The 18,967-nt window shown below is 70.0% G+C and carries 16 protein-coding genes and 1 tRNA gene; 5 read left to right on the forward strand and 12 right to left on the reverse strand.

Features of this window, described 5'->3' with window-relative positions:
• Nucleotides 1-66 precede the first annotated feature (66 nt).
• The 3 genes from QHF89_RS27570 to QHF89_RS27580 all read right to left on the reverse strand — a co-directional run bounded on the left by QHF89_RS27570 (nt 67) and on the right by QHF89_RS27580 (nt 2,521).
• Nucleotides 67-570, reverse strand: coding sequence for a deoxycytidylate deaminase (locus tag QHF89_RS27570; protein WP_136966625.1), 504 nt, complete (start codon nt 568-570; stop codon nt 67-69).
• 119 nt (nt 571-689) lie between these two features.
• The gene (locus QHF89_RS27575; protein WP_136966624.1) at nt 690-1,829 is read right to left on the reverse strand and encodes a right-handed parallel beta-helix repeat-containing protein; all 1,140 of its coding nucleotides are present in this window, start codon (nt 1,827-1,829) and stop codon (nt 690-692) included.
• A gap of 104 nt (nt 1,830-1,933) precedes the next feature.
• A complete protein-coding gene (locus QHF89_RS27580) occupies nt 1,934-2,521 on the reverse strand; it encodes a hypothetical protein (RefSeq protein WP_136966623.1) in 588 nt (195 codons plus the stop codon).
• Between the two features lie 41 nt (nt 2,522-2,562).
• Here QHF89_RS27580 and QHF89_RS27585 point away from each other — a divergent pair, with 41 nt between their 5' ends.
• On the forward strand, nt 2,563-3,165 hold the full coding sequence (locus tag QHF89_RS27585) for a hypothetical protein (protein WP_136966622.1): 603 nt from the start codon (nt 2,563-2,565) through the stop codon (nt 3,163-3,165).
• 13 nt (nt 3,166-3,178) lie between these two features.
• On the forward strand, nt 3,179-3,598 hold the full coding sequence (locus QHF89_RS27590) for an NUDIX domain-containing protein (RefSeq protein WP_136966621.1): 420 nt from the start codon (nt 3,179-3,181) through the stop codon (nt 3,596-3,598).
• 57 nt (nt 3,599-3,655) lie between these two features.
• On the opposite strand, the gene QHF89_RS27595 is transcribed toward QHF89_RS27590, so the two are convergent.
• The 3 genes from QHF89_RS27595 to QHF89_RS27605 form a co-directional block, all read right to left on the reverse strand.
• Nucleotides 3,656-4,402, reverse strand: coding sequence for a thrombospondin type 3 repeat-containing protein (locus tag QHF89_RS27595; protein ID WP_284721002.1), 747 nt, complete (start codon nt 4,400-4,402; stop codon nt 3,656-3,658).
• Nucleotides 4,403-4,771: 369 nt separating this feature from the next.
• Nucleotides 4,772-6,202: a thrombospondin type 3 repeat-containing protein gene (locus QHF89_RS27600; RefSeq protein ID WP_284721003.1), complete on the reverse strand. Its 1,431-nt coding sequence runs from the start codon at nt 6,200-6,202 to the stop codon at nt 4,772-4,774.
• Between the two features lie 386 nt (nt 6,203-6,588).
• Nucleotides 6,589-7,941, reverse strand: coding sequence for an NAD(P)/FAD-dependent oxidoreductase (locus QHF89_RS27605; protein ID WP_136966619.1), 1,353 nt, complete (start codon nt 7,939-7,941; stop codon nt 6,589-6,591).
• A 327-nt stretch (nt 7,942-8,268) separates the two neighbouring features.
• On the opposite strand from QHF89_RS27605, the gene QHF89_RS27610 reads away from it, so the two are divergent.
• Together QHF89_RS27610 and QHF89_RS27615 are read left to right on the forward strand one after the other, a co-directional pair.
• Nucleotides 8,269-8,529, forward strand: coding sequence for a helix-turn-helix transcriptional regulator (locus QHF89_RS27610; protein ID WP_284721004.1), 261 nt, complete (start codon nt 8,269-8,271; stop codon nt 8,527-8,529).
• Between the two features lie 163 nt (nt 8,530-8,692).
• Nucleotides 8,693-8,782 (forward strand) — tRNA-Ser (locus QHF89_RS27615).
• A 32-nt stretch (nt 8,783-8,814) separates the two neighbouring features.
• Here QHF89_RS27615 and QHF89_RS27620 read toward each other — a convergent pair.
• From QHF89_RS27620 to QHF89_RS27635, 4 genes are read right to left on the reverse strand one after another with little or no spacing between them, the layout of a single operon-like run.
• Nucleotides 8,815-10,866, reverse strand: a complete 2,052-nt coding sequence (locus tag QHF89_RS27620) for an ATP-binding protein (RefSeq protein WP_136966617.1) — start codon at nt 10,864-10,866, stop codon at nt 8,815-8,817.
• A complete protein-coding gene (locus QHF89_RS27625; RefSeq protein ID WP_136966616.1) occupies nt 10,863-11,687 on the reverse strand; it encodes a hypothetical protein in 825 nt (274 codons plus the stop codon). The genes QHF89_RS27620 and QHF89_RS27625 overlap by 4 nt, the downstream gene beginning before the upstream one ends.
• Nucleotides 11,684-12,124 (reverse strand): chemotaxis protein CheW, encoded by a 441-nt coding sequence (locus QHF89_RS27630; protein WP_136966615.1) that lies wholly within the window; start codon nt 12,122-12,124, stop codon nt 11,684-11,686. The genes QHF89_RS27625 and QHF89_RS27630 overlap by 4 nt, the downstream gene beginning before the upstream one ends.
• A 4-nt stretch (nt 12,125-12,128) precedes the next feature.
• Entirely contained in the window at nt 12,129-13,514 is a 1,386-nt protein-coding gene (locus QHF89_RS27635) for a DUF4388 domain-containing protein (protein WP_136966614.1), read from the reverse strand.
• A 147-nt stretch (nt 13,515-13,661) separates the two neighbouring features.
• Here QHF89_RS27635 and QHF89_RS27640 point away from each other — a divergent pair, with 147 nt between their 5' ends.
• Nucleotides 13,662-15,572, forward strand: a complete 1,911-nt coding sequence (locus QHF89_RS27640) for a hypothetical protein (RefSeq protein ID WP_136966613.1) — start codon at nt 13,662-13,664, stop codon at nt 15,570-15,572.
• Nucleotides 15,573-15,585: 13 nt separating this feature from the next.
• On the opposite strand, the gene QHF89_RS27645 is transcribed toward QHF89_RS27640, so the two are convergent.
• Both QHF89_RS27645 and QHF89_RS27650 read right to left on the reverse strand, forming a co-directional pair.
• Nucleotides 15,586-17,757, reverse strand: a complete 2,172-nt coding sequence (locus QHF89_RS27645; RefSeq protein ID WP_136926844.1) for a transglutaminase TgpA family protein — start codon at nt 17,755-17,757, stop codon at nt 15,586-15,588.
• Nucleotides 17,754-18,956 (reverse strand): DUF58 domain-containing protein, encoded by a 1,203-nt coding sequence (locus tag QHF89_RS27650; protein ID WP_136966612.1) that lies wholly within the window; start codon nt 18,954-18,956, stop codon nt 17,754-17,756. Before QHF89_RS27650 ends, QHF89_RS27645 begins: the two co-directional genes overlap by 4 nt.
• Nucleotides 18,957-18,967: the final 11 nt, after the last annotated feature.

Raw genomic sequence — 18,967 nt, forward strand, 5'->3', positions numbered from 1 at the left:
TATCACGGGGGATCCGTGTGTCGCAATGCGGCGAAGGGCCCCGGCCGCGCGGCCGTCAACGGCCCGTCAAGCGGGGCCGCCCTCGCCCTCGGTCGCGCCCAAGAGGCGCGGATCCTTCGGGCCTTCCGTCGTTTCCACGACGATTCCATGGCGGGTCAAATACTCCACGCCGTTCTCGCCCGCATACCCCTCGGCCACCACGATGACCTTCGTGATGCCCGCGTGGTGGATGAGCTTGGCGCACAGGATGCACGGCTCGCCCGTGACGATGATCCAGGCGCCCCGCGTGGCCACGCCGCTCGCGGCGGCGTTGCAGACGACGTTCATCTCGGCGTGGTGGCAGCCGATCTCCATGCGCGTGCCGCTCGGGATCTGCATGCTGTCGCGCAGGCACACGTCGCCGCCGCAGAGGTCGCCGCCGCCGCGCGGGCCGCCGTTGTAGCCGTCCATCAGGATGACGTTGCGGTCGGGGTCGAGCAGGAGGGCGCCGAACTTGCGGCGGGGGCAGTTCGACGCCTTGGCGAGGGCCAAGCATTGCTCGATCCGGATGCGCAGGTGTTTCGCCTTCATGACGGGGACGTCTCGGCGAGGGTTTTACCCGGCTCGCTCGATCGGCGCAAGGAGGATCCCGCAGAGAGCGATGAAGCGAGCCGGGCCGGGGAGGGGCGTCGAAATGGGCGCGGCGCGCCTCAATTCGTGCATTCGATGTTCGTGAGCATGCCCGTGCCGGAGACCTTGTTATCGCATTTCACGATCGTGCCCGTCGTGCCAGGTCCGACGTTGATGCCGAGGTTCGGGTTGTTGATGCCATTGGCCGTGTTCTTCTCGAATACGTTGTCGTTGCCCCAGCCCATCGTCGCCTGGCGCACGACGAAGCCGTCCTTCGGGCTCTTGTCGCCGATGTTCTCCGCGAAGAGGTACTTGTTGCCCGTGACGGCCACCCACGCGTCCTCCGAGCCGTCGGGCGTGAGGCCCTCGCCGTCAAAGGTATTTCCGCGGATCTCGCCGCCCTGCGTGCCCTCCTTGAGGTCGACGTGCTCGGTCTGGATCCCGGGGCCGAACTTGTTCCAGAGGATCTTCGTGCCGTCGCAGGCGTCCGGCATGTCCGGAGACGGCCAGGCGCTGTCGTCGCTGCCCACGTAGACGCCCTCCGCCGAGTCCGGCACGCTGAGGCCGGTGTTCGTGATTTCGCAATACTGGATCGTGTTGCGGCTGGCCCCATTGCGTAGCTGAATGGCCATTTCTCCGACGTCGTGCACGAAGAGGCTCGAGAGGATGTTGTCGCTCGATCCATCGACGTAGATGCCCTTGCGGCCACCCATGATCGTGATGCCCGAGACGACCCAATGGTTCACCTGGAGCAAGCGGAGCCCGGTGTTCGAGGACATGGCGCTCGTATCGAGGATCGCGTCGCGCGGGCCGCAGACCACGATGGGTTTGTCCGCGGTTCCGCTCACGAGCTCCAGGTCGAACGTGTCCGCATAGGTGCCCGGCGCGAGGCGGATGAGCTGGCCGGGCGCAGCCTTGGAGAGCGCGTCCGTCAAGGCGGCCGCGTCGGCGACCTCGACCACGACGTCATGCGGCCATTCGCAAGGATCGGCCGGGGGACCGCCGCCCATGCCGCCCTCGCCGCCCACGCCGCCGGAACCTCCCATGCCACCCGCGCCGCCCGAAGCGCCGGCGGCGCCCGAGCCCCCCGCACCACTCGAGCCATCCCCACACGCGGAGACGATGGGGAGCGCGAGCAAGAGGGCCGTCAAAGAGACGACACCCGAGCCCGAAAGGAACGACCGGATCCACGATGTAGTGCGCGAGGTTCTTACGATCATGAAGGTTCTCCAGCGAAGAGCTTACCTGGAGCCATGGCGGGCGGGAACCACTTTGCATCGAGCAGAAGCGTGCTCGCATGTCCGTGGCGAAGCCTCGGGCGTTTTCAGTAAGACCATCCGAAGCGGAGCTCGAACCGCGCGGGCGCGTCGCGAGGCAGGACGCCGACGAGCTCCAGCGTGGAGGGGACCGGGAAGAAGATCGTCCGCACTGCGCCCAGGAAAAACGCCGGGGAGGAGGCGCCGATGCCGAACCGCGCCGAGCCGCTGTCGAGGGCCGAGGCGAAACGGTAGCCGCCGAGGAGGTAGACGGTGCCTTGGAGGAGATAACGGCGCGTCGTGCTGAACCAGGCGGAGCCGATGCGGAGGTCGACGCCCCAAGGGAAGGCGATCTCATCGCCGGCGCTTTGGACTTCGAGGGCCCCCGCGAGGGACCAGAAAAACGTATGGGGGCCCGACATGGGGTAGTGGGCCGCGCCGAGCCAGGCGCCGCCGAAGAAGCGCGTCGTCGGCGCGCCGAAGCTCGGGCCGAGGACGAGGCCGGCGGTGGGCAGGAGCGGAAAACGGCGGCGTTTGAAAGTGCGCAGGTCGTCGACGTCGACGTCGGGGGCGTCGTCGGCGCGCGCCGGGGTGCTCGTCGTGGTCGACGCCGCAAGGGCGAGGAGGAGCGAAGGAAGGACAAGGGTCATTCTCATGGCCCCATCATGGCATGGGCTGGTAGGCTGCGGACGCCCTCATGAATTTCCGAGCCCCTGGGATCGTTTTGGTCGTTGCTGGTTGTTTGTTCCCCGCCTGCGGCGGTGAGAGCGCGTCGTCTCCGCCGCCGGAGTTCGCGCCGTCGAGTGGCGCCGCGGAGCGTGAAGACGCGCCGCCCCCGCCGCCCGAGGCCGATCACGGGCCGGAGCCCGGCGAGAGCCCCGCAGCGAGCGAAGAGAAACCGAGCCCCAAGGCATCCCCGACGCCCGAGGAAAAACCCTCGTCACCGGCGGACGGCAAAGCCGCGGCGTCGGACGTGCCGGGCGCGAACCTGTCGATCGGGCAGCTCGAAGCGGACGGGCTGACGGCGAAGGACATTCAGTGCAAGACCGAGGGCGGCGGAATGGCGCTGCTCGGGGCGGTGCTGGTGACGGCGTGGATGTCGCCGCAGAAAAAAGCGCTCGACGCATGCGCGCCCGCCGGGACGGAGACGCGCGTGGTATGGAAGGCGCGCGGCGGGAAGGTGACCGAGGTGCAAGCAGCGGGCAGCCCGAAGGTGAAGGCGTGCGTCGAGCGAGCGCTCTCCGGGGGAAAACCGGTGCTCGAAGGGCATTGCGCCGCGACGGTCGTGCATGGAAAATGAAGGGGATGAACGAATGACCCGCCGCGCATTTTCCGTCGCCGTGTATCCGCGGTTTGAAGGCCGCATTCTCATGATCCGCCACCGGCGGCTCGGGATCTGGCTGCCGCCGGGCGGGGAGATGCTGCCCGACGAGACGCCGCTCGAAGCGGCCGCGCGCGAGCTGCGCGAAGAGACGGGGCTCGTCGGTCGTTTTCCCGTGGTGAGCGACGTCGACGGGACGCCGCCGGGGTTCATCGGCTACGAGGAGCACCCGGCCGGGAGCAAGGGGATTCACCTGAATTTCGTGTTCGTGGCCGACGTGGACACGGACGAGGTGCACCCGAACGACGAGTTCGAGGAGTGGCGCTGGGTGACGCATTTCGACGACGTCGGCGGGCCGCCGAACGTGGCGCAGCTCGGGAGGATCGCGCTCACGGCGCGGGCGCGCGGGTGAAGGGCGCGCGGGGCGGTTCTAAGCCCCGCGCGTTGATTCAGCGGGATCGAGAGCGCGTCAGTAGACGGACCCGATCCAGGTCTGCATGGCGCTCGGGCTGCAGCCGAACTTCGTGTGGCCAGCGCCGAGGCCGAGCGCCTTGATGATCTGCGCACAGGAGCAGCCCGCGGTGTCCTTGATGGAGAAGTCGAAGCCGGGGCCGTTCGGTGGGCCGATCTCGAACTTCGGGCCGCTCGTGCCTGTCCAGATGGAGTGGTTCGGGTTCAGGCCGCCGGGCGCCGTGTCGTACGTCGTGTAGGGACACTCGTCGACGTTGTCGCAGACGCCGTCGTAGTCGCTGTCGCCCGTGCAGCCGTATTCGCAGGCGTTGCCGATGCCGTCGTAGTCGGCGTCCCTCTGCGCGGGGTTCGCCACGTATACGCAGTTGTCGCAGGCATCGCCGATGCCGTCGTAGTCGGTGTCCGCCTGGTCCGCGTTTGCGACGTACGGGCAGTTGTCGCAAGCGTCGCCGACCTTGTCGTAATCGGCGTCCTCCTGGGAAGGGTTCTGCGTGTACTTGCAGTTATCGCAGACGTCGCCGACCTTGTCGTAATCGATGTCCGCCTGGTTCGCGTTCGCCACGTACGGGCAGTTGTCGTAAGGCGCGCACACGTAATCGTAGTCGATGTCCACGCACTCCAGACGACCTTCGGCCGTCCCGAGTTCCTGCGCCTCGTCTTCAGGGGTCGCGGCGTCCATGCAGCCCACCGCGATGAGCGTCGTCAAGACGGCAGCCAAGGAGTAGAAGGCATTCTTTCGTTTCATGCGAAACACACCCCTCTTTTCGTGCGAAGCCGGCATACAAGTGCGCTGCTCACCCCGCTGCACGGGACAAACGCGCGACGCAGGTACAGTGAAGGTCAAAATCATCACCCGCGTCGAATTCGTGCCGCACTATTCATCACGGAGGGGGAGGGGTGGTCATCAAGAAGAAATCGGGAGGTCGAGGCGAGGAGGGAACGGCGCAAAGCCGCGACGAATCTGCTCCGTCGGCGAAAGGGCGCGGGCGTCGAGAACGCCGGAGGTTTTTCCGTCGCTCGAATGATTGTCTGGAGGATCGGGAAGGGGAGCCGCGCCAGGCAGCGGGCGGTGGTCAGTGGAGTGACCAGACGAGCGCGCGCGGCATACGACCAGCTATTTGTTCACCTGGGAAATCCAGTATTCCATGGTGCTGATGCTGCAACCGTGGTCGAGCATTCCCTGGCCGAGGTTGAGCGCTGCGATGATCTGCTCGCACGAGCAGCCGCGGGTGTCCTCGAGGGTGTAGAGGCGCGGCGCGGGTTGGCCCTTCACGCCGCCCGTGTCGAAGACGGGGTCCCCGTCGACGAGGGCATAGCGGTTGAACCAGAGCGAGACGGCTGGCACGGTCAGTTCCGGGACGACGGTGAACGGGCAGAAATCGTCCACGTCGCAGATGAAGTCACGGTCCTTGTCGATGCAATCACACGCGTCGCCGAAGCCGTCGAGATCCCCATCGAGCTGATCGGGGTTCGGGACGTCGACGCAATTGTCGTCGATGTCGCAGACGAGATCGCCGTCGACGTCCGAGCAAAGAGGCGGAGGCGGCGGAGGCGGCGGAGGCGGGGGCAGTTCGCAGGCGTCGCCAATGCCGTCGAGGTCCCCATCGAGCTGATCGGGGTTCGGGAGGTCGACGCAATTGTCGTCGATGTCGCAGACGAGGTCGCCGTCAACGTCCGAGCAAGGAGGCGGGGGAGGCGGAGGCGGAAGTTCTTCGCAAACGTCGCCGATGCCGTCGCCATCGGCGTCGAGCTGATCGGGATTCGGGATGTCGACGCAATTGTCGTCGATGTCGCAGACGAGATCGCCGTCGACGTCCGAGCAAGGAGGCGGAGGCGGCGGAAGCTCTTCGCAAACGTCGCCGATGCCGTCGCCATCGGTGTCGAGCTGATCGGGATTCGGGACGGCTGGACAAATATCATCGATATCGCAGACGAGATCGCCGTCCCCATCGGCGCAGGCGTCGCACGCGTCACCGAGGCCGTCGAGGTCTACGTCCTCCTGGCCCAGGTTCGGGTGGTGCGGGCAGTTGTCGTCGGGGTCGCAGACCGTGTCCTTGTCGGCGTCGGGGCATTCGCAGGCGTCGCCGATGCCGTCGCCGTCGCTGTCCTCCTGGAAGGGGTTTCCCCACTCCGGGCAGTTGTCGACGTCGTTGCAGATTTTATCGCCGTCGATGTCGGGGCAGGCCGAATCGCAGGCGTCGCCGATGCCGTCGCCGTCGGTGTCGTTCTGGTCGGGGTTTTTCCAAGCGGGGCAGTTGTCCGCGAAATCGCAGATGAAATCGCCATCGATGTCCGGACAATCGCAGGCGTCGCCGAGGCCGTTGCCGTCGGTGTCTCTCTGGTCTGGATTTTCGTCATCCGGGCAGTTGTCGACGTTGTCGCAGATTCCATCCAAGTCGCGATCCGGGCAGGTCACCGGCGGCGCGACCAGGTTGTCCCGGGACGCCTCCAGGTCCTCGCCGTGGCCGCCGAAATCCATGCAGCCGGCCAGGATCATCGCGGTGAAGAACCCCGTCGCGTAATGGAAGCCATTTCTTCGATTCATGGAAATGATACCTCGCTTCCGTGAAGACGATTGCCAAGAGCGTGACGGAGGCGCGCCGTGCGTGACGGCACGTCCCCCCCATGCACGTGCCATAAGGGACGCGGAAGCTCGCGCGGCTCGGTTCGGTCGATGAGGCGCGGCCACGTCGTGCGCGGATTCGCGGCGCACGCGCGTCCGCGACGCACCGGTCCGCCAGACCCCGCGTCAATTCATACAGATACAATCTAGCCGTGGAGGCTCGGCTATCAAGCCGATTCCGCGGTCATCAAGGCTGCGTCATTGCGGCGAAACTCCAGGCGGTGAGGAGACCTGGAGACCTGGAGGGGGCACGAAGAGAGGGGAGGGGAGCGTCGTTTCCGCGCGCCGCGGACGCCCAGGACGTGTCGTCAGCGCGTCGGAGCCGGCTTCGAGGCCGCGTCGGTCGTGCGCAAAGAAGGCACGGGCCCGTCGGGCGCGGCGGCGAGCAAGAGCTGCGGCTCGACGCCGGTATGCGTGGTGATGAGCCGCGCGCCGCGCTTCCACGTGAAGTATTGCCAGATCCAGTTGAACATGACGAGGAAGCGGTTCTTGAAGCCGATCAGGAAGAAGACGTGGACGGCCATCCACGCGAGCCAGGCGAGGAAGCCCGCGAGCTCCAGTTTTCCCATCATCGCAATGGCGCGCTTGCGGCCGACGGTGGCCATCGTGCCCTTGTCGAGGTACGCAAAAGGCTCGCGCGGTTTTCCCCGGATCTCGGCGCGAATGGTGCGCGCGACGTATTGGCCTTGTTGAATGGCTGCAGGGCAGAGGCCGGGGACGTCGACGCCGTTCTTGTCGCGACAAGCGGCCATGTCGCCGATCGCGAAGACCTCGGGGTGGTCCGGGAGGGAGCAATCGGAGGAGACCTTGACCCGGCCGCCGCGGTCGAGCTCGACGCCGAGCGCACGCGAGAGCTTGGTGCCGCGGACGCCCGCGGCCCAGACGACGGTGGCGGCGTCGATACGCTCGCCATCCCCGAACGCAATGCCATCGTCGTCGATGCGCGCGACGGGCCTTCCTTTTTCGACGGTGACGCCGAGGGAGGCGAGCTGGGCCTCGGCGCGTTTTCCGAGGTCCTCGGGGAACGCCGCGAGGATACGCGGGCCGGCCTCGACGAGGACGACGCGGGCCTGGGAGGGGTCGATGGCGCGAAAATCCTTGGAGAGGACGTGCGTGGCGAGCTCGGAGAAGGCGCCGGCCATTTCGACGCCCGTGGGGCCGCCGCCAATGACGACGAAGGTCAAAAGGCGCTTGCGTGCCTCGGGGTCCGTCGTGCGTTCGGCGCCCTCGAACGCGAGGAGCATTCGCTCGCGAATGCGGAGCGCCTCGTCGAGCGTCTTCAGGCCGAGCGCGTGCGTGCCCCACTCGTCGTGGCCAAAGAAGTTGTGCGTCGCGCCGACGGCGAGGACGAGGTAATCGTAGCGGAGCTCGCCCTTGTCCAGCAAAAGGCGCTTGCCCGGGAGGTCGACGCCGTTCGCCTCGGCGAGGAGGACACGGACGTTCCGCTGGCGCGAGAAGACCGAGCGGATGGGGACCGCGATGTCGGCCGGCGAGAGGCCCGCGGTCGCGACCTGGTAGAGCAAGGGCTGGAAGAGGTGGTGGTTCGTGCGGTCGACGAGCGTGACGCGGACGGGCGCGCCCGCGAGCGACATGGCGGCGTTGAGCCCGCCGAATCCACCACCGACGATCACCACATGAGGCATGTCCTTGCGATCGGCCATGCGGCACCTCCCAGGCGGCCCGGGTTCGAGTAGAGCCCGGGCGCGTCGCGGAACGGAAGTCTTTTCGACGTCTCCGTAGGGAAGGGGACATGCGAAGGCGAGAGGGCACGCGCAGCGCGCGGAGGTGATGGGCGTCGCGCCGATTCATGACTTACCATTCCACTCGCGGGGGGCGCCGCGCCCGATGGCGAGCGCCGGTCGTGCATGATCAAGAAATCACGAAACGAACGTCGCGTGTCGGGGAGCGCGGCCCGTGCGCCGTCGAGGCGTCGCGCGGCCCCACCCGAAGAAGCGCCGGGGTGGACATTCCTGACGAACCACGCGCACGTGCTGTTCTGTCTGGCCGAGGATCCGGAGGTGCGGCTGCGCGACGTGGCCGAGCGGGTGGGGATCACGGAGCGCGCGGTGCAACGGATCGTGACGGACCTGGAAGGGGAGGGGTTCGTGACACGAGAGCGGGTGGGGCGGCGGAACCTGTACGAGGTGCATCCGGACAAGCCGCTGCGGCACCCGATCGAGGCGCACCGCGACGTCAAGGCGCTCCTCTCGTTGATCCTCCGCGGCCGGGCGCCGAGGGCCGCGCGCTGACGCGAAGCCCCCGCCGGGACAAAAAGCATCGTGAAACGTGCAGCCCTTCCCGTTTGGGGTTGGCTCGGGAGGAGGAGCCGTGCTACCTCGGTGGCGCTTTGGGCGTGCGTCCCAGGCCGTCCGACCCAAGGGTCGCGGCCGATGGATGCGTCGTCTGGAGGCTGGAGAGATGGCCGAGTGGCTTAAGGCACACGCTTGCTAAGCGTGCGATCGGGAAACTGATCCGAGGGTTCGAATCCCTCTCTCTCCGCCAGCCACGAACAGGAACCAGGAACGAAGAGCGCGTCAGGGCGCGCGCCGTCCCTGCACCAGGTACACGAGCTCCGCCAGCGCGTGGACGTCGAGGCACAAGCGCACGGCGTCGCCTCGCACGATCGCGCCGTTGTACGGGCCCGCGAGCGCGACGAGCGGCGGAGCCGCATGGAGCGAGGTCTCCTCGATCTCGCCGACGGACGTGACCGAGACGAAGAAGGAAGGCTCGTCCTCGCGGCCCGGATCAAGCTCGAGGAGGTACGAAGGTCCATCGTCGGGGCCAAGCGCCTCGCCGGTCTCGAGCGCGCCGAGCCCACGCACGCAAGCCGCGAGCGGGAACGCGAGCGTGTTCGGGAGGTCGGCGCCAAAGGCGATCCGTCGAACGAGGCGCGCCGGGATCGCATAAACGGCCTCGCCCGCGCGGACCCACAAGACACGCACGAGGCCACGCTCGAGCGGGACGTCGAGGGTGGCGGTGAGGCCCTCGGAAGGTCGGCTCGCGAGGCGCACGGTGCCGCCGAGGCGGCGCACGGACTCACGCACGAGGCCAAGGCCGAGGCCACGGCCCGCGAGGAGGTCGACGCTTTCGCGCAAGGTGAAGCCCGGGACGAAGAGGAAGCCGAGGAGCGCTTTGTGATCGGCCGTGACAGCACGCGCGGAGGCGATGGCGCCACGTGAGACGGCGCGTGAACGCACGCGCTCGATGTCGACACCTGCGCCGTCGTCCCGCACGACGATGCGGAGCGAGGCGCCGCGCTGCTCGGCGAGGATCTCGACGCGGCCGGCAGGAGGTTTGCCGTGATGCGCGCGCGTGGTCTCGGGCTCGATGCCGTGGACGATGGCGTTCTGGACGAGCTGGAGGAGCGGGTCGAAGAGGCCCTCGGCGACGCGGCGATCGATGAGGGTTTCGCCGCCGCGCGCGAGGACACGGACGTCTCGGCCGAGCCTGCGGGCCTGCGCGATCGCCGCAGAGACGACACGATCGAAGAGGGTCGCGACGGTGGTGGTGCGCATGAGCGCGATGTCGGCATGCGCAGAGGCCGCCTCGAAGCGCGAGCGCTCGGCGATGCCGAGGAGCGTGGACGCCTCGGCGTCGAGGGCGTCGGAGAGGGCCGCGACGGCAGCGGTGGCCTTGCGGAGGCGTTTCGCGCGGCGAGGGAGGGCGTCGTGGGGGCCGCGGCTTTCGGCGAGGGAGCTGCGGACACGACGCGCGCGGGTGGCGAGGACGCCGAGCTCACGGCCGGCCGCGGCGATGGTGGATTCGGTGCGTTCGAGGGAGCGGACGCGATCGAGGAGGCGATCGAGAGCGGCGGTGGAGACGCGGAGGGTGTCGCCGGAGAGGCGCGCGGCGCGAGGATCGAGCGAGGGCTCGGGGGTGCTGTGCGGAGGCGGCTCAGGCGTGCTGTAGGAGGGCGGGGGCTGCGAGCTCGAACGAGCGCCGTACGCGAGGCGGCGGAGGACTTCGACCGCACGATCGGGCGCGGCGACGAGCTCGCCGAGCAGGCCCCGCCAGCGCGCGATCTCGCCGATGGCCCGGCGCGCCTCGACGTCGCTGCGGCTCGCGTCGCGCGCGCGATCTTCGAGGCCATGGCAGAACCACGCGGTGGCGTCGTCGCCGGCCGCGAGCGCGGCGGCCTTCATGGCGTGCACCTCGCGGAAGATGCCGGCGATGGCGTGCGGCTCGGGGAGCTCACCCGCGAGGAGCTCGTCGACCCGCGCGAGGCGATCGCTCATTTCCGCCGCATAACGCGCGCGTTTTTCGGGCGGCGCCGGGCGTCCGCGGAGATCCCACGGAGGCTCGGGCCAGGCAGGCGCCGGGATGGGGCGGCCCGTGGCGAGGGCGTCGCCCGCGATGGAGAGGACCGCGCGCGCGTCGCCGAGGGCCGTGGCGTCGCCGTCGACAAGGCGTCGTTCGAGCCGGGCGAGCGCGTCGAAGAGCGCGCGCTCGCCCGCGACGCCGGCCGATCCTTTCAGCGCGTGGATCGCGCGTCGCGGGGCGTCGTCGAGCGCGTCGCCGTCGAGCGCAGGGGCGTGGCGCTGGATCTCTTCGAGGAGGAGGCGGGTGATCTCGCGATCCGCCGTCACGACGAGGCCCCACCGTCGTCGCCCTGTGGCGATCCGGGCGAGGCTTCCCCTGCACGACCTTCGTCCCCGAGCTCGCCAAGCAAGCGCGAGAGAGGCGTGAGCACGGGGCGGAGCGCGCCGAGCAGGAGCGGGCGCGCAGGGGTGGTGGCGCGGAGCGTGGAGAGCGCCGAGAGGAGGCCGCGCGCATGCTCGGCCGCGAGCGCGACGGCCCGCGCGACCTCGGGATCGATGCCCGTGGCGCGGCGCAGGTGCTTCTCGACGTCGACGAGCGCGACGCCCGCGCGGACAGCGGCGTCGCCGAGCGTGCGCGCGGAGCCGCCCGTCTCGTCGGCGGCCATGAGGACGCTCGTGAGCTCGCCGCGGAGCAGGCTCGTCTCGGCGGCCATCTCCTCGACGACCGCGACGAGGTCGCGCGTGGCATCGGCCCCGCGCGCGGCGTGCGTGCGGATCTCCTCGGAGACGAGGAGCAGCGCCTTGCCTTGGGGCTCCGGCGTGCGCGCGCCTTCGAGGCCCGCGTTCAGCGCGATCACGCTGAGGCGCTCGAACAGATCGGCGACGCGTGTGGCCGCGAGCGTGAGGCCCTCGGCGTGCGCGGCCATCGCGCCAGCGCGCTCGGAGACGCCCTCGACCGAGGCGCGTTGCCGCGTGACGGCGTCCATCAGGCGCGGCGCGCCCTCGGCTGCCTCGGTCACGGCGCGTTGCGCTTCGCCGTGCGCCGACCAGAGCGCCGTGTCGATGTCCGCGGGCGTTTCGGTCGCGCTCGCAGGCTCGGCCGCGCGCCGGAGCACGTCGATCCACCTTCGCCTGCGCGGCGCGCTCACGACGCGACCTCCGGCGAACGAAGCACCGCCGTGCGCGCCGTCCAGATCGCCTCCTCGGCCTCGCGACGGAGGGCCGCGACGTCGAGGATCGCGGCATCCGTCTCGCCCGCGCGCACGAACCCGTCTCGCGCCACCTCGAAGAGACCCGACGACTCGACCGCGCGGCCCACGATGGCGACGGGCTCGCCGCCGAGGTCACAGAGGACGGCCGTCGTGCGCTCGTTTTGCGACGACGGCGAGAGCCCCTCCTCGTCGATGCAGAGGACCGTGACGACCTCGCCGTTCGCGAGCGCGACGCCCGCGGCAGGCTTGCGCAGTCCCTCGACGGGCGTGATCGAGGGGAGCACGAAGACGCCGCGCACGACCTCCGCCGGCACGAGCACGAAGCGTCCGTCCTTCGCGACCGAGACCCTCACGAGCACGCCCCCGCGTCGCACACGCCTACCTCGTACGAAGGACGCGCGACTGCAAGAACTGGTAGATGATCTTCACCGCGTCGAAGGAGCCGACGGTGCTCTCCTTGACGACCTCGCTCACCGTGCGCTGCCCGTTCACCGCGTCGAGCACGAGTCGCTCGGGCCGCGCGAGCTGGCCGGGCGAAAGTCCTTCGAGCGCAAACTGATCGATCACGGGCACCTGATCGAAGTGGATCGTGCCCTCCATGAGCCGCCACTCGTCGACGCGGCGGAAGCCTTCGAGGACGAGCGCGCTCACGCCGAGGGTGAGCTTCGCCATGTCGGCCTCGGGGCGGAACGGCTCCTTCGTGAAGGAGAAGCGGCCATACGGCCAGCGGAGCATGTCGTAGATGAGCTCGCTCGACTGCTTGGTCAGGATGTCGACGAGCTCCTCACGCGTGACGATGCCGCGGGCCACGACCTCTTCGCCGAGCAGCTTGTTCGAGCCGCGGAGATCGGCGAGGAGCGTGTCGAGCTGGTCCCGCGAGAGGGCGCCCTTCTCCAGGAAGTAGCGGCCGAGGCGGTACTCTTCGGTCGCGCCGCGCGACTGCACGAAGTCGATCTGCCCCTGCCGCATGGAGATCGTGATCGAGGTGCGGTTGTTCGTGACGTGCAGGACGCCCGTCTGGCGCTGCATGCCGAGCACCTGGAGGATCTCGGCGAGCGCGACGACCGAGAGGTCACCGCTCATCGCCTCGCGCACGCCGTCTCCCGGGTCGAGGTCCTTCACCGTGAGCGAGAGCGAGGCGAGGATGTCGGGCGTCATCGCGCGCGCGACGGCGGCCATGACGGCGGCCTCGCTCGCGCGGTCCTCGGGCGAGATGGCGAGGATCGCGGGGACGACGGCGTTCGCGACCTGCTGCGCGAACTCCACGCTGGCGCGCTGCCGCGCGTGCCGGATGTGCATGCTCGGGCGCATGCTCTCGACCGGCAGCACCTCCTCCTCGGGCATCTTCTGGCCCTCGGGGACGGGGCGCGGCGAGCGGCCCTCGGCGGTCTTGGCGAGCGCGCCCTCGACCACGGTGACGAGCGCGCGCGCGTCGAAGGGCTTCGTGATCGCGTCGACGGCGCCCGTTTGCTGCACGAACGTGCCGCGGATCTTGTCGCCCTTGGCGCTCATCAGCACGACGGGCAAGGTGCGGTGCGTCGCGTCCGATCGGAGCTCGCGGCAGAACTGGTAGCCGTTCATCCGCGGCATCACGAAGTCGAGCAGGACGAGGTCGAACTTCGGGCCTTTTCGGATGAGCTCGAGCCCCGCCACGCCGTCGCGGGCGGTGGTAGGCTCGTAGCCGTTGCGGGCCAGGATGGCGCTGACGACCTTCAGAATGGTCGGGCTGTCGTCGATGACCAGGACACGCGCCGCGCTTGCCATGTTGGGCGGCGCCAGCCTAACTCGGGCCGACGGAGATTCGCGCAGCGAAAAACCGTAAATCGTACGGCTCCGCCGAACGGACGGCCGAAGCGGGGCGCGGCGGCCCGAAACTTGGCCGTCTCCGGTGGTCCCTGGCACGAGAGACCCGTGCCGAAGCCTCGTTCGTCCCCCGCGCCCGTCGAGACCCGCCTCGCATGGCACGAGCGCGTCCTGCGCTTCGTGGCCGTGGCGTTGCCGTTCGGGCTCGCGCTCATGAGGGCGGCGGGCAGCGGGCAGTGGAGAGATGATTTACCAGCGCTGCGCGATCTCGGGCTGCTCGCGGTCGGCGTCGGAGGCGGCGCGTCGACGCCGCTGACGCAGGCGCTCGGCCTGCTCCCGCTCGGCCCGCGGACGTTTCGGGCCGCGCTCGGCGGGGCGATCGCGCTGGGCGTTGCGTCGATCCTGCTCTTTGGCCTCGCGCGGCGGCTCTTGCGGGCGCACGGCGCCGGGCCGACGCTCGCCTCGGCGCTCGCGGCGCTCGGGACGCTGACGGCCGCACTCTCGCCGGTCTTTCAACGCGAGGCGACGGTCGGCGGCGGCGCGATGATCGCCGTCGCGCTCGCGCTGGGGACGCTGCTCGCGGGGACCTCGGCGCTGCGCGCGGAAGGCGCGCTCGCGGTGCGCGGCGCCGTGCTCTTCGGCGCGCTCGCGGGTGCGACCCTCGCGGAGAGCCCGCCCGCCGCGTTCGCTGCGGTTTTTGCCGTGCTCGCGACGCCGATCGCCGAGCGGCTCCCGTTCGGCAACACGGCGGGGATCGAGCCGTCGCCGATACCATCGCGCAAGCTCGTCGCCATCTCGTTCGCGTCGATGGCGGCCGTCGCGCTCCTGTTGCTCGTGCCGCTCGTGGTCCGGCCGCTCGCGCCGCGGGCGTTTGCCGATGTGGGTCGCGCGCTCTCGGCCGCGGATCTGACGGGCTTCGACGTGGCCGGGCCGCGGCTCTCGAGCCTCGCGGCGTGGGCGCGCGAGGTCGGCGTGGCGTCGCTCCTGATCGCGCTCGGCGGGGCCGTCGTCTCGCTCCTCACGCCCGGCGCGCGTGGGCTCGTCGCGCCGCTCGTCGCGTTCGTCGCGTTTGACACGCTGATCCCAGCGCGTGCCTTCGCCGCGCTCTACGCCGATCCGATGACGCCGGTCCGCGCGCTCGCCGTGGCCGCGCTCGCCGTGTGCTCGGCGCTCGGCGTCTGCGCGGTGACGCAGAAGCTGCTCGAGCTGCGCTTGCCGATGGCGAAGAGCGGCGCGGTGCTCGTCGTGGTCTTTCACGTGACGCTCGTCGCGCTCTCCTCGGAGGAAGCCGGCTACGTCGCGGATCGTGGCAAGCAGCTCGCGGCCGAGGAGTGGACGGACGGCGCGCTCGGCCGGCTGGAGCCGAGCTCGGCGATCCTCGTGCGCTCGCCGGCGCTCGCGTTCCGGCTCTGGGCGGCGCGGCTCCTGCGCGGCGAGCGGCCCGACGTGTTGATCGTCCCGGAGCGGCTCCTGCACCGCGGGCGCGTGGCGCTCAGCCTGCTCGCGGTGGATCCGGAGATCGAGCCGCTCCTGCGGGACTACGCGCTCGCCGGGCAGCCGAGCGAGTACGCGCTCTCGAAGCTCGCCGACGTGCGGCCGCTGCACGCGGAGATCGAGCGGAGCTGGCCGCGTCGGCTCGTCTCGCACCTCACGGTGGACGGATGCTGGCTGGAGTATGCGCCGCAGCCGCTCGGGCCTTCGGACCGCAAGCTCTCGACGACCGCATCGCTCCGGCCGATCCAGCGCGTGATGGCCGCGATCGCCGCGCCGATCGTGCCGGACACGGCGACGTCGACGGTGGTGGCAGGGACCCTGCGGGACCAGAGCGCGGTGCTCTCGATGCTCGGCGAGCACGACGCAGCGCAAGCGTTCCTCGATGAGGTCGGTCGCCTCGCGCCGGGCGAGGTGGGCCTGACGGGCGCCTCGATCAAGCACGTGATCCTGGCGAAGGCGATGATGGTCGCCGCCAACGCGCGCGCGCCGCGCCGGCCGGGGATCTCGGCGTCCCGCGCGCCCTGACGCGACGATCCTCTCAGGACGCGGGCGACGTCACGGCCTGCTGGCTCGGCCGCTCCGGCTGACGGATCGACTTCACGCGCCGCTCGAAGCTTCGCCGATCCTCGTCGGAGATCGTCACGCCTCCGAACCGCGCTGCGATGTAGATCTCGGTGAGATCGAGGATCTCCTCCGCGAGCGGATGCGACATCGACACGAGCGCCTGCGCATGCCGGAGCGGCGGCACGCTCGGCGAACGGCCCACGCCCCGCGCGCCCATCGCCGCGTCGAGGAGCTCGTACAGCGACGTCGCGAGCACCGCGCTCGCCGAGCGAGGATCCGCTCCGCGCGAGGCTGCGGCCGCGCGTTGTTTCTTCCGCCGCATCCAGAGCGCCGCGCCGCCGGCCGTCGCGACGATCGCTGCCGCGACGAGGAGGCCCGCGCGGCCCCGCGGCCCGTCCGTGCCCTTCGACCCGCCGCGGCGGTAGCGCGAGGTGAGGCTGTTCAAGAGCCCCACCTGCTGGCTCAGGTCGTAGCTCACCACGTGCCGATCCCAGCGCTGGCTCGTCGCCTCGATCAGGTCGCGCAGGTAGGCCCAGACGCCGACGATCTCGCTCTTCGGCGCAGCGTCGGCGGGCGGGGTCGGGTCGAACGTGAGCCAGCCGTATTCGTCGATCCACGCCTCGACCCACGAGTGTGCGTCGCCCTGGCGCACGGCATAGAACCGGCCGAAGCGGTTGTAGCTGCCGCCGACGAAGCCCGTCACGTTGCGCGTCGGCACGTCGAGCGTGCGCAGCATGATGGCCATCGCGGTCGAGTAGAACTCGCAGTGCCCGCGCTTCGACTCGAACAGGAAGTGGTCGAGCGGCTGCGGGTCCTTGCCGGACGGCGAGGCGAGGTCGTACCGATAGTCGGTCCTCAAATGATTTTCGATCGCGCGGGCCCGGTCGAGCGGGTTCGTCGATTCCTTCGTCCACTCCGCGGCGAGATCGCGGATCCGCGTCGACATGTTCCGCGGCAGCGTGAGGTACTTCCAGCGCTCGCCGCTCGGCAGCTTGCGGAACGATGGGGTCTTCTTGCGCGAGAGGAAGACGTCGTACTTGATGCCGCGGTCGTCGATGGGCTGGTAGCGGAGCTCGCCCTCGGGGCCCTTGAAGGCCATCGCCTGCGGCTCGGGCGCCACCGTCGCGCGCGTCCGCAGCCGCAGGCCCGAGGCGTACGGCGGCAGGAACATCACGGGCGGGTCGATCGGCTCGAGGTCGATCCGCATCACCGGATCAAGCGCGGAGTCGGGCCAGCGGTCGTCGATCGGGACGATGCCCGCCTCGGTCTCCGCCGCGCGCTTCCACGACTCGCTCTGCGTCCACGTGCGCCCGTCGTACGCGTCGAGCGCCGCGCCGCGCAGGTGCAGCGGGATCCGCGCGGGCGGCGGATCCGGCAGGTTCGGCATCTCGATGCGCATGACGAGCGTCGGGTCACTGCGGAGCACGCCCACCTCGCCGAGGTCGACGCGTCCCGAGAACCCGATCACGCGGCCCGAGTGCCCGCGGTTCAGCAGCAGGAGCGAGAGCCCGACGCGCGGAAAGAGCACGAAGAGCAGCGCCGTGAACACGAAGATCGGCACCGAGAGCAGGCACGTCACGCCGAGGAACGTGCGACCGACGACGCGGCGCGAGCGCAGGATGCGCGGCACGTCGACGGGTAGGCCCGTGCGATCCCGCGCGCCTTGCCGGTAGTTGCCCTCGACCTCGCGCCGCAGGTGGCTCAGCACGAGCGCGCCCGGCGCCACGATGATCACGCCGAGGAAGCAGAGCCCGTAGCCGAGGCCCCCGCCGAGCACCGTGCCCGAGATCAGGTGCAGGAGCGCGAGCACGATCACCTGCTGGTCGTGCGCCGCGCCCTTGCGCGTCGCGAGCCGGATGATCTGCAGCGCCGCGGCGAACTCGATCACCACATCGAGCACGTTCGCGTTCGGATCGAAGAGCAGCCGCCCGATCTGCAGCGCGAGCACGCCGATCAGCGTGATCGCGTCGAAGTGCTTGAGCGCCGGGTACTTCTCCCAGACGTCGCGGATCAGAAGCGCGATGACGAGCCCGCCGATGAGCGAGCCGCTCACCCAGGGCCCGAACTGCCCGCTCGCGAGGAGCGCGAGGATGCCGAGCACCGCGAGCGCGTCGGTCATCACCCGGTGAACGAGCCCGAACCTCATGCGTGCCCTCCGCTCGTCCGCGAAGGCCCGCCCCGCGCGAGCCCGCGGCGCTCCTGGATCTCCTGCACCCGCTCCTCATCGACGGCGTCGAGCAGCGCGAGGAACCGGAGGATCCGATCGGAGCCGATGTTCCTATCGCCGCGCGCCTCCTCGCCGAGGTTCGTCGCCACCACGACGCCGTCGCCGCGCTTGATGTGGGCCACGGCGCGCGAGGCCACCTCGCGGATCCGCTTCTCGAACTGCTGCGCGAACACGTCGCCCGAGCCCTTCGGCCGCACCACGTCGATCACGAGCCGCACGTCGGGCCGCGTCTCGCGCGCCCGCTCGCGCAGCACCATCTGGTTCGTGATCGCGCTCTTCCGCCAGTAGATGTCGCGCGGATCGTCCCCCTCGCGCATCGGCCGGAGCGCGTACGTCTCGTCGCTCGTCCCGCGCCCCGCCGTGCCCACGCCGCCGAGCGCGCGGCCCCGATCCTCGGGCGGAAGGCGCACCGGATCGACGGCCGGGTAGATCACGAGCTCCCCGTCGGCCGAGACCTCGCGGGATTTCTCGAAGAGCCCGAAGGGAAAACGCGTCGCGATGCGGAAGCCCGTATGCCGATCGCGGCCGCGGCGCGCGGGCGTGCGCCGGTAGGCGGCGACCTGCGCGCTCGACGGGCTGATCTTCAGGAAAAAGCAGCGTTTGTCCGCGGGCTGCCCGGCGCGCAGATCCTCGACCTCGATCGCGTACGAGGGGATGCGCTTCTTGTGATTGTAGACCTCGATCTCCACGAGGTGCGCCCGGCCCACCTGCGCCCGCGTCGGCAGCCTTCGCGTCACGGTCAGCGTCCGCAGCGACAGCTCGCTCATCACGCTCGACACGACCATCAGCGAGAGCAGCATCCCGAGCAGCAGGTACAGCAGGTTGTTGCCCGTGTTGATCGCCGCGAAGCCCACGCCGAGCGTGATGCCCACGAAGTATTTTCCTTCGCGGGTGAACTTCAGCCGCCGCGGCATCTTGAAGCTGAAAAACGAGCGCCAGAACCGCGTGAGGGCGTTGTCCGCGCGCGGCGAGTTTGCTGTCGGGCCTCCCGGGAGCGGCGCGAGCGCGCCGGGCACGGTCGGCAGCGGCGTTGCTTCCGGCCTCGTGACGCGGCTGTCCCGGGGCGGTTTGTCGCCTCGAACGGCGAGCGACTCGGCCTGCCTCCGGTCCGCCACCATGCGCGCCTCGC

This window comes from Polyangium sorediatum, from assembly GCF_029946465.1.
Classification (GTDB): Bacteria; Myxococcota_A; Polyangia; order Polyangiales; family Polyangiaceae; genus Polyangium; species Polyangium fumosum.